This window comes from Dehalococcoidia bacterium, from assembly GCA_035574915.1.
In the GTDB taxonomy this organism is placed as follows: domain Bacteria; phylum Chloroflexota; class Dehalococcoidia; order DSTF01; family WHTK01; genus DATLYJ01.
Map to the genome: position 1 here is coordinate 1 of DATLYJ010000119.1, position 10,784 is coordinate 10,784.

Consider the following 10,784-nt stretch of genomic DNA (forward strand, 5'->3'; position numbering starts at 1 on the left):
ACCGCAAGCAGCTCGCGAACGCCACGGCGCAGTACGGCGTCGCGCGCCTGGAGGATCTGACCTTCCAGCAGGCGTCGGCGCTGATCACCGCGCTCAGCACGGCGCCCCGCACGACCGCTCGCACCACCGCCTACGTGGCCCGCTAGCCGCCAGCGCCGACTGTGCTGGCCAGGCGAGCCACGTCAGGCCAGCACGGTCAACTGTGAGGACTGACCGTGACCACATCTGGAGTACTCGGCCACGGCCTCCCCGAGAGCAAGCTGCCGCCATTTGCTCAGGCTGCACTCACCGCACTCCGCCAGCCATTCCCGATGGCGGCGGTGCGCGTGCGACCGGGAGCGACCGAGGGGGATGTCCCCGAGGCGCGCGCGCTTATCTACGCCGAGTGGTGGACCGGCTACGTCCCGCGGCTCCAACGGGAGTTGGGGGCGCACAACTGGTCGATCACCCTGGAAGGCTGGTCGTCGAACAAGGTCTTCGCGCGCCTGCGGGCGTTCGGTGGCCTGATTGACCACACCGCCAGCGGCGAAAGCGACGTCGGCGAGGCCTACGAAGGAGCCTCGGCCGAGGCGCAGGCGAAGAAACGCGCCTGCGCGGAGGCGCTGGGCCTTGGCCTTTACTTCTACTTCCTGCCTCCGATCTACGGGAAGGTCGAGCGCCCTGGCGGGCGGCTCGTCTTCCCGTGCGCCGAGCAGGACCGCATCATCCGCACGCTCTATGCGGCCATCCCTGACATCTGGCCAGCGATGTGGGGTGACCACCCCCCGCCGCTCCAACTCGAGGACCTCGCGCCGCCAGGAGGGACCTACGTGCCCGTGCCAGAGGATGTCGTGCTCGCCACCGACGCGCAGCTCGGCTTTCTGGTGATGCTCGCGCAGGGCCACCCCAACCGGCGGCACGTGCAGACGCTCGGCGAGTTGGTTGGCGTGCCGCACCTGGCGGACGTGCGCGACCCCGCGTCGCTCCGTGGCGCGCGCCTCAGCGCCGACACCGCGGCGACGATCATCTCCGGCCTCCGAACGTCCTAGCATCCCTAGCGGGGCAGACAACGCTGCCCCGGGGGCGCGTGGTTGTTCGCCCCAGGAGGTTTCACGTGACCGCTCTCGCGCTCGATATGAGCCACCCGATCCCCTGCGACCCGCTCACGCCGTTCGACGTGCTGGGCGGCCCGCCCGTCGGCCTCGCGCTCGGCGAACCCATCGCCCTGGTGGTGGACGGCGGCGCCGTCACCATCACCCTGGACCAGAACCACATCGAGCAGGCCTACCTGCAGCTGGTGGGGCACTACCAGGGCGAGCAGCACAAGCCCACCCGCGACCGCGCGAAGAAGAGCCGCGACGCGCTCAAGAAGCGCGCGTGGCGCGTCGTCAGTCACGCGGAGGGAAGCCACGGCTCCGATGCGACCGACGCCAGCCTCGGCAGCGTCCTGCTCCTCCCCGGCAGCGGGTCGGACACTTACGCGGTGGACGACCAGGACTGCCGCGTGAAGGGCAAGCACGCGGCCAAGGGCGGCCCCATGTACTGCCCGGACTCGCTATTCTCCACCGTGCGGAAGGCGCACCGCGGCGACGGCGAGGTGTACCCGGTTGCCTGCTATCACACCCTCGCCCGCGAGATCCTGCGGATCGCGGTCGTGATTGCCACCAGGGAGGCCACCGCGCGAGCGGCGGCCGCCGCGGCGACGATCACCCCGCCCACCAGCCTCAAGCGCCCAACGGACGTGCTCGACACCGACTGCGCGCTCGTGAGGGTGGCGGCCCCCGACCTGTGGGCGGCCTGCTTCCTGATGCAGCGCGCGGGTAGGGCCGTGACGATCCGCGCGACCGCCGGCGACCTTACCCTCAGCTGCGGCAAGCGCCGCGTGACGCTGGAGGGGACGGGCGACGGCGCCGGCGCGGTCACGGTCGACGCCGAGACGTACGCGAGCCTGCTGCTCGCGCCGCTCAAGGAGCACGTCAAGGAGCTCGGCGCCGTCGAGGTCATCATCGACCTCTCCGGCGACGAGCCGGTGATCGCCTTCAGCGGCACGGACTTCGGCTGCATGGCTCCGGCCACGCGCCTCGCTCGCTAACACGTCCGCAACGACGACCGCCAGCCGGGACTCGGCTGGCGGCGCAAGGAGCATCACTGATGTTGCTTGGACAGAATGCGATCACCGGGGTGCCCGTCTCGCTGGTCTACAGCTACGAGACGGGCCTCGCGACGCTCACCATCCGCACCAGCCAGGGCGAGGTCGCGCTCTCCGCGAGCGGGGGCGTTGCCCTCAGCCTGATGCGGCGGGTGACGAAACGGACCACCGGGATCAGTGTCCAGTACGACCCGCATGACCCGACCACGATCGTCGCGTTCACGACGACGCCCTAGCCCGGCCTCGCCCGCGCGTTTTGGCGGGCGGATCGGCGGCGAGTGCCTCAACCTCAGCACGAGACACATAGCGCTTCGGGCTGCGTGCCGGACCGACCATATAGGCACGCAGCCGGCCAGCTTCAATGTCGCGGTGCAGCCGCTGCCACCCGGCCTGGTACCCCAGATCGGGGTACAGGATATCCTTCGCCTGCGCAGGCGTGATCGCGTCATGGGGGAGCTCCATTGCCCGGAAGCGCGCCGCCTCGATCAGATGGATCGGGCAGGGGTAGAGTGCATCGACGCTGAGGTCCGCGCCCAGTCCTACTAGCGCCGCGCGCGTGGCGCTCGCGAGCTCGCCTGCGTTCTGCGCTGGCACGAGCTGCGTCCCGCCCCCCGGCGCGTCCTCACATCGGACCACCCGCGGCTCGCCCGCGGTCACTGCGATGATGATGCTGCCTCGGTCCATCGGCGTCCTCGATTCTTCGTGTAATTCAACGTAGAATCGAGTGTACCAGCCGACCAGGCGCATGTCAAGCGCCAGTATTCGCGTAATTCAACTGCCGCCCCGGCGACACCTCTCGCCGGCGGCGGGAGGATCGTCGGGGTGCGCCCCTGAAAGGAGCACTCCGCTATGGCATCCGCCCCGCGCCTGACCGGCACGCTGCCGGTGCGCACCTTCGACCCCGAGCGCTTCGTCGGCACGGTCGTCAGCGATGGTCAGACGTCGCGCGTCTCGTGCATCGCCGCGAACCATAACGGCATCGGGCTGCTCGGCCTCGTCGGCTTCGACACGTCCGTGTCGGCCGCGCTCGCGAAGCTCAACCTCAAGGAGCAACTGTTCTTCACCCCGGCCGAGGGGCTGGAGTGGCGCACGACCCGCTGGATCTCGCGACGCTCGGGCACGTCCTACCGCCAGGTGGGGACGGCGCTCAGCATCAAGAATGGCGGCGAGCGCCCGACGTCGCTCCGCGAGAAGCACTACCTGTATATGCCCTCCTGCCTGGACATCGCGGACGGCATCCTCAACCCGCCGGACCTCCCCCCCGATCCCAAACCGGAGGGAGAAACCAGGCCAGGCGCCATCGGCATATCGCATCAGCCGATCACCAACCGCTTCCTCGTCGGCAACGCCGGCGAGGAGCTGCCAGCGCAGTCGGCGTTCGTGGGAACGCTCATGGCGCTCCGGGTTCCGTTCCTGCGCGCGCGCGACGACGGCTCGGTCAATGCCGCGCTGCTCGCCGACCGCAAGGAGCAGGAGGTCGCCTGGGCTGCCGAGCTGTGGAGCCGCGGCCTGGCCGCGAAGCTCATCGCCCCGCTGCCGAGCCTCGGCATCCGGGCGTGGGAGATCGACGGCGACCGCCGCAAGTGGATGCCCCTGATCACCCAGGGCATCAGTGAGAAGTGGCTCCCCTGGAGCCCCAACCCGGACTTCGTCACGGTCCCCGCCCCCGCCCCGTCCCTGCTCGTCACGCCGGACGCCCCGGTGTTGACGCTGGAGGACGACCGGCCGGCGGCCGGGGAGATCCGCGCGATGGCCGCCGACGCCCTCGCCCTCGCCACTGCCATCGCGGCGTAGCGGAGGCCCCACTCGCCTGTTTGCACCCTTTCCCGACCGGGGTACGGCGCCGCCGCCCCGGCTGGGGGAGCTGTGTGCCGCGCCCCGGTCTGCTTTGACTACCAAAGGAGACGTCACCGATGGCCAGCGGCACGCTGCGCAACCTTGCCGAGTCCGCCTTCGTGCGGACCCCACCCTCGGTCACCATCCGCGTCCTGCGGAACCTGCTCGCCCAGCGCCTCCCGTCGGGCGAGGTGATGCTGCCCCACGCCCTCGCGGGCGACGGGTACCCGATCACCGTCCTCGATCCGACGTGCGGCGAGGGCGACCTGCTGGAGCCGCTGGCCGCGTACGACACGGCGCGGCTGTTCGGCGTCGAGATCAGCGCCGAGCGCGCAGCCGAGAGCCGCAAGCGCCTGCCCGGCGCTGCCATCGTCACGACCGCGCTCGAGGCGACGCGCATCACGCCGCAGAGCCTCAGCCTGGTGCTGACCAACCCGCCCTACATGGTGGTGAACGGCCACCGCCTGGAGTACGCCGTCATCCGCGAGTCGGGCAAGGCGCTGCTCCCCGGCGGCATCATGGTCGCCATCATCCCGGCTCGCCAGTGGGACGGGACGATGGTCAACCACTGGGCGCGCAACTACGAGAACATCCGCGCTTGGCGCTTCGCCGACGGCGACCCGGAGACGGTCGAGGAGAGCTTCGCGCGCTTCACGCAGATCGTGGTGATCGGCGTGCGGCGCGAGCAGGAGCTCGAGAAACCGGACCCCGGCATCAAGGCCGCCATCGCCGGCTGGCGCTGGCGCATCCCCGACAGCGAGGAGGAGTCCCCGTGGGCCGGCGGCGTCGAGCTGCCCATCGTGCCGGACGCCCCGATCGCCGACCCGTACATCGTCCCGCCGAGCGGCGCGGCGCTGCCCGAGATCAAGGTCGTCAGGGCCGATGACTCGCAGCTGCTGCTCGCCCTCGACTCCTCTGGCGCGCACCTGAGCCAGGCGTGGCAGGCTGCTACGCAGTGGCAGGGCAGCGGCCGCGTGGACGCCCCGGTGATGCCCGCGACCGGCACCGCCCACCTCGCCGCCGACATCCTCACCGGATTGCTGGACGGTGATGTGGTCACCGGCCCGGACGGCCAGCCCTACATCTTCAACACCTTCGTGACGAGCGAGATGGCGCCGATCGAGGTGGACGAGGACCAGAAGGGCAAGGGGGTCGTCCGCATCCTTCAGCAGCAGGACAAGGCCGTGCTGACCGTGCTGAGCCTGGGGACGGGCGCGGTCAACACCTACACGGGTGTGGACGCTTTCGCATTCCTCAAGCCCTGGCTCCCGACGCTGGCGGTCCAGGTGCGAGCCAAGCGCCAGCCGGTCTACGACCTGCACGCCTTCGACTGGGAGATCGCGGTGATGGCGGAGATCGGCCTGGACAAGGCTCTCCCCGGCGCCGAGCTCCCCGGCCTGGCTGCGCCGCAGATCCACCGCAGCATCGCGATGCTGCGCGCCCTGGAGGTGCATCGCAAGGTCGCCATTCAGGGCGAAATGGGGACGGGTAAAACGCGGATGCTGACCGGCCTGATCGCCCTGTTCGCCAAGCGCTGGGCCTGTCGGCCCGAGGTGATCGCCCGCGCGCTGGCGCCGCACCACGACCGGATCGCGGCCTGCCGCGACGAGATCACGGCGCGGATGGAGCAAGACCGGGCGGCCGACGTGTCGGACCTGAAGGCCACCCTGCGCGGCCTCATTGCCGACCGCCAGGCGGTGCTCGACGGCTTCGCCGGCTTCACCGGCGCGAAGGCGCCGGCCTGGATCAAGGACCTCCAGAGCGCCTGGCGCAACAACCGCCACCTGAAGCTGCTGGGCATCACCCGGCCGCTCAAGGCGCTCCCGGTCGCCGTCGCCTCGCCCAAGCGCGTGACGACGGTCTGGGAGTACGAGATCGCCGCGGCCTACCCGGGCTGCGAGACCATCGTCATCGAGAGCCACCACGACGTCCGCCGCTGGCTGCGCCGCTGCACCGAGTCGGACGCCCTCGCCGTCGTCGCCATCTTCCCGCAGAGCCTGACCCGGCCGGGCCGCGTAGTGTGGAAGCCCGCGGTCCTGCAGAAGCAGGTCGAGGCGGAGAGTGTGGTGACGGAGGAGGCCAAGGCCGAGCACGCCCAGTGGGACACCGAGAAGGGCCGCTGGACATTCCCCGCGCCGGGCAAGGGCGGCGCCTACGACCCGGCGCTGCCGGTGCGTGAGCTGCTCGAGATGAAGCAGCGGGACAAGGTCGTCGGCTTCACCGACAAGCTGACCGGACGCACCATCACCGAGTGGCTCATCACCCCGAACTTCTTCTGCCCCGACTGCGGCAAGCTCGTCGAGGGCGAGCCACGCGGGCGCAAGAAGGAGCGGGAGGACACCGACGCCGCTGATGCCGCGGAGACGAAGGAGGAGACGCTGGAGCCTGTGACCAGCATCACCTACTTCGTCAAGCAGCAGCGCTCCTGCCGCCACTGCGACGCCCCGCTCTGGACGCGGGTCTGGACGCCGGCGACGGAGGCAAAGGCGGGCATGCCCACCTTCGGCATCTGGAGCGCGGCGGCGGGCCAACTCGCCGAGCAGGCGCGTGTGCGCGCGGTGATCGCCGAGACGGATAAGACCAAGAAGCGGCGCAAGCCGCGCAACCCCCAGCGCATCACCACCTGCCCGGTGGAGCGACCCGAGGAGCAGTTCGAGGCCGAGATCACGCGCTACAATGCGAAGGATGCGGCCTGGGACGAGCTGACGGTCGGCGTCACCCTGTCGGACCCCATCGAGGACAGCTTCAGCCCGTACGAATGTGCGCCGTCTAACGCACGTTAGTATCCCCGGCCGAGCCGGGTAGAACTTGGAAGGACGTTCTAGGGACAATGCCTTCACCCAAGGCCGAAAGGCCGACGGAACACTAGCATGGCATTAACGCGAGCGGCGTCAGAAGACGCTGATGGCGCAGGCTCGCAAGTCCCGCGCGCTATGGTGAGAGCTAGACTGCTCGAACCCCAATGTCCTACGGTAAAGGGGCGACCCGCCGGTAGAGCGTCTGTACTCCGGCGCCATCATTTGCGGTGGTTGATACTCGTGATCACCGCAACTTCCGAATGATGGGGAAGCGGCCGACGAGGCCGCCACAGGACATGAGTGGGGCACCTACGACGCGCTAGCAACGTACTAACGTGACGGAATTCGGGATCGCCTACGGGGCGCGAGCCCTATGGCGACGGAGCCCCCATAGTAGTCAGCGGACGGGAAAGCCGTCTACACGGCGAAGGGGGGCAGGTGGCAACAGATTCCTGATAGCGGGAGGTACGCGAGATGCGGAACGCCGAAACGATATTGGGAATCATCCGAGAACGCGGCAAACAAGGGCTGCCGCTGGAGAACATCTATCGACTGCTCTACAACCGGGACCTGTACCTGCGTGCCTACGCCCGCTTGTATCGCAACGAGGGGGCAATGACACGCGGAGCCACCACGGAGACCGTGGATGGGATGTCTCTGGCGAAAATCGACAAGCTCATCGACGACGTTCGTCGTGAGCGGCATCGGTGGACGCCAGTACGGCGCGTCTACATCGAGAAGAAACGCTCGAAGAAGAAGCGCCCACTCGGACTTCCCACGTGGTCTGATAAGCTACTGCAAGAGGTGCTGCGCTCTCTTCTGGAGGCGTACTACGAGCCGCAGTTCAGCGACCACTCCCACGGCTTTCGGCCCAACCGCGGTTGTCACACGGCCTTGAGAGAGGTCGAACGACAGTGGACGGGCACACGGTGGTTTGTCGAAGGAGACATCGCTCAGTACTTCGACAGCATCGACCACGAGGTCCTGCTGGCGACACTGAGCGAAAAGATCCATGATAGTCGGTTTCTCCGGTTGATCCGGCACTTGCTCCAGGCAGGGTACGTCGAGCAGTGGGTCTACGGTAAGACACTCAGCGGTACGCCGCAGGGTGGAGTTATCAGCCCGCTTCTTGCGAACATCTACCTGGACAAGCTGGACACGTATGTCGAGCAGGTGCTCATCCCAGCCTACACGCGTGGCACGCTGCGGAGAGGTAACCCCGCGTACACACGAAACCGAAAGCAGGCGCGGAAAGCGCGGACTCTTGGCCAGAAGGATGTTGTCCGAGTGCTCCAGAAGGAGCTCCGGAAGCTACCCTCGAAGGACCCGAAGGATCCCGATTACCGCCGTCTGAAGTACGTTCGATACGCGGACGACTTTCTGCTGGGTTTCGCCGGACCTCGGGCCGAAGCCGAGGCGATTAAGGCACAGCTTGCGGAGTTTCTCCGGAAAACACTCCGGCTCGAACTCTCGGAGGCCAAGACCCTGATCACCCACGCCGTCACCAAGCCGGCGCGGTTTCTTGGCTACGACATCGTAGTGCAACACGCTGACGACCGTCTCTCTAGCGGAAGGCGGCATACCAACGGCAAAGTTGCGCTGCGAGTACCGGTGTCCGTTGTCAGAGAGCAGTGCGCACAGTACAAGGAATCCGGTAAGGTTACCCACCGACCGGAGCTGGTGAACAACGACGACTACACCATCGTCGCTGACTACCAGTACAAGTACCGTGGCTTCGTGCAGTACTACATGCTGGCCCAGAACGTCTCCAAACTTTGGAGTTTGACCTGGGCCATGCAGACGTCGCTCCTGAAGACGCTTGCGGACAAACACGGGACCAGCGTTCGCGCGCTGTACCGGAAGTACCGCAGCACCATCACGGCTGACTCAGGGGAAACCCTGGTCTGCCTGGAAGTCCGAAGGGAGCGCGGCGAAGGGAAACCTCCGCTGATTGCACGGTTTGGCGGCATAGCACTCAGACACGCGAAAGCCGCAACCCTTGATGACCGCCTGCCAGTGCCAATAGCAGGCTATCGCAGCGAGTTGCTGACACGGTTGCTTGCCGAGGAATGCGAGCTCTGCGGGTCGCGGGAGCACATCGAAGTGCACCACATCCGCAAGTTGGCGGACCTCAAACGGTATGGCAGGCGGGAACGACCGGCCTGGGTCACGCGCATGGTCGCAAGACGGCGCAAGACTCTGGTGGTCTGCCGGAGCTGTCACACGGCGATCCACGCCGGACGGCCCACACCACTCCGTTCTTCGGAACAAGCCACTTGAGAGCCGTGTGCGCTGAAAGGTGCACGCACGGTTCGGGGAGGGGCCGAGGGAAAAGGCCCGCGTGAGCGGGACCTCGCCAGCGGCCTACTCTACATCTGGTGCGCTTCTTCAAGGGCCTGGTCGCGCTGGCGATCGTGGACGAGAGCCACAACGCCCGCGGCAAGGACACCGACATCGCCGCCAGCATCCACGAGCTGCAGCATGCCTCGCAGTCCTACGTGTTCGCCTCCGGCACGCACTATGGCGGTTCGATCACGGACTTCTTCGCGTACTGGTTCCGCTTCGACCCCAGCTTCTGGCCGAAGCTGGGGCTGGGCTGGAACGACGTGGAGAAGGCCGTGGACCTGTACGGCGTCGTGCAAGAGGTGACGAAGGAGCACGAGTCCGACGCCCGCAAGGGCTCGGGCCGCGCGGATACCACGACCACCACCGTCGCCGCGCCGGGCATCTCGGCGCGCCTGCTGCCGCACCTGCTCGCCAAGATGGTCTTCATCGGGGTGCTCGACGTGGGGGCGTTCATGCCGCCGCGCGAAGAGATCCCCGAGGTCATCGACATGGCCGACCCGGAGCTGGAGCTGCGGTGTGAAGCGGCCCGCGCCGCCCACCAGGCGGTGCAGGAGACCCTCGTCTCGGCCGAGCAGGACGAGCGGGACATGTGTGACGACCCCACGGCGAGCACGGCGGAGATCCGCGCTGCGGCCGAGGCCGTGCGCGAGGCCCGCGAGGGCGTGACGGCGGCCGAGGCGGCGCTCAAGGCTGCGCAGGTGTACAAAGCCGAGCGCGACCTGAAGGGCGTGTACGCGGGAATCGAGGGCTCCCTGGAGCGCATGGCGCAGAAGCGCATCAGCGCGGCTATGCTCGCCAAGGGGACGCTGCCGCGCCTGTGGGCCGTGCAGCCCTTCGGCCCGGAGATCTCCGTCACGTCCACGAAGCGGAGCGACTGGGGCGACGTGATCGGCGTATCCACGCTGTTCACCACGCCGCGCCTGAGCCCAGACCACCTCTACCCCATGGAGCGGCGTCTACGCGAGATCGTCGGCGCCGAGCGGGAAGAGGGACGCACGGTGATGTGCTACTTCTTCCAGAACGACGAGCGGCCGATGGCCCCGCGCCTGGCGCATATTCTGTCGGACTTCAACCCCTGGACGCTCCCCAACTCGGTAGATCCCGAGGACCGGGAGGACGCGATCAAGGCGGCCGTCGCCTCCGGGCGGTCGGTCATCCTCGTGCCCTACACCCGCGTGGTCGAGGGCCTCAACCTCCAGGTGATCGACACCATCATCTGGTGGGAAATGGCGATGAACCTCTTCCACCTCGACCAGGCGTCGCGCCGCGCGTGGCGCCTGGGCAAGCGCGAGAAGGTGCGACTCTACTATTTGGTGTATCGGCACACGGTGGCGCACAAGAAGCTGCACAAGCTGGGAAGCCAGTCTGGTGCGGCCTCGCTGTTCGCCGGCGACACCCCGGACGGGGCGCTGGCGAAGAGCACCGGCGCGGACAAGACTACGCTGGCGCAGCTGTCGAGCGGCCTGGAGGAGACCGAGGAGGACCTGAAGGCGGCGTTCGACCGCCGCGGCAAGGAGTTGGCCGAGGCCCTGAAGAAGGGCCGCGAGTGGATCGGCGTCATCGACACGCTGCCGGAGCGGCTGCGGGCCTACCACCTCGCACGGGTGGCGCGCGCGGCGGCGGCCCCGGTCACGGACAGCCCGGCCGAGGCAGTCACGAGCGCGGCGGTTCCCGCC

The 10,784-nt window shown here is 68.1% G+C and carries 8 protein-coding genes; 7 read left to right on the forward strand and 1 reads right to left on the reverse strand.

Annotated features, from left to right (window positions below):
- The first annotated feature begins 215 nt into the window (after positions 1-215).
- From VNN10_11215 to VNN10_11225, 3 genes are all read left to right on the forward strand, one after another.
- Complete coding sequence (locus tag VNN10_11215; GenBank protein HXH22592.1) at positions 216-1,028, forward strand: hypothetical protein; 813 nt, start codon at positions 216-218, stop codon at positions 1,026-1,028.
- A gap of 65 nt (positions 1,029-1,093) precedes the next feature.
- A complete protein-coding gene (locus VNN10_11220; GenBank protein HXH22593.1) occupies positions 1,094-2,071 on the forward strand; it encodes a hypothetical protein in 978 nt (325 codons plus the stop codon).
- 59 nt (positions 2,072-2,130) lie between these two features.
- Complete coding sequence (locus VNN10_11225; GenBank protein HXH22594.1) at positions 2,131-2,364, forward strand: hypothetical protein; 234 nt, start codon at positions 2,131-2,133, stop codon at positions 2,362-2,364.
- On the opposite strand, the gene VNN10_11230 is transcribed toward VNN10_11225, so the two are convergent.
- Complete coding sequence (locus VNN10_11230; GenBank protein HXH22595.1) at positions 2,348-2,875, reverse strand: hypothetical protein; 528 nt, start codon at positions 2,873-2,875, stop codon at positions 2,348-2,350. The two genes, VNN10_11225 and VNN10_11230, sit on opposite strands and share 17 nt — an antisense overlap.
- Before the next feature lie 102 nt (positions 2,876-2,977).
- Between VNN10_11230 and VNN10_11235 the strand changes: the two genes are divergently transcribed.
- The 4 genes from VNN10_11235 to VNN10_11250 form a co-directional block, all read left to right on the forward strand.
- Entirely contained in the window at positions 2,978-3,922 is a 945-nt protein-coding gene (locus tag VNN10_11235; protein HXH22596.1) for a hypothetical protein, read from the forward strand.
- Positions 3,923-4,041: 119 nt separating this feature from the next.
- The gene (locus VNN10_11240) at positions 4,042-6,747 is read left to right on the forward strand and encodes a DUF6094 domain-containing protein (GenBank protein HXH22597.1); all 2,706 of its coding nucleotides are present in this window, start codon (positions 4,042-4,044) and stop codon (positions 6,745-6,747) included.
- 489 nt (positions 6,748-7,236) lie between these two features.
- Positions 7,237-9,042, forward strand: coding sequence for a reverse transcriptase domain-containing protein (locus tag VNN10_11245; protein HXH22598.1), 1,806 nt, complete (start codon positions 7,237-7,239; stop codon positions 9,040-9,042).
- 98 nt (positions 9,043-9,140) lie between these two features.
- The coding region (locus VNN10_11250) for a hypothetical protein (GenBank protein ID HXH22599.1) at positions 9,141-10,784 on the forward strand (1,644 nt) is incomplete at its 3' end.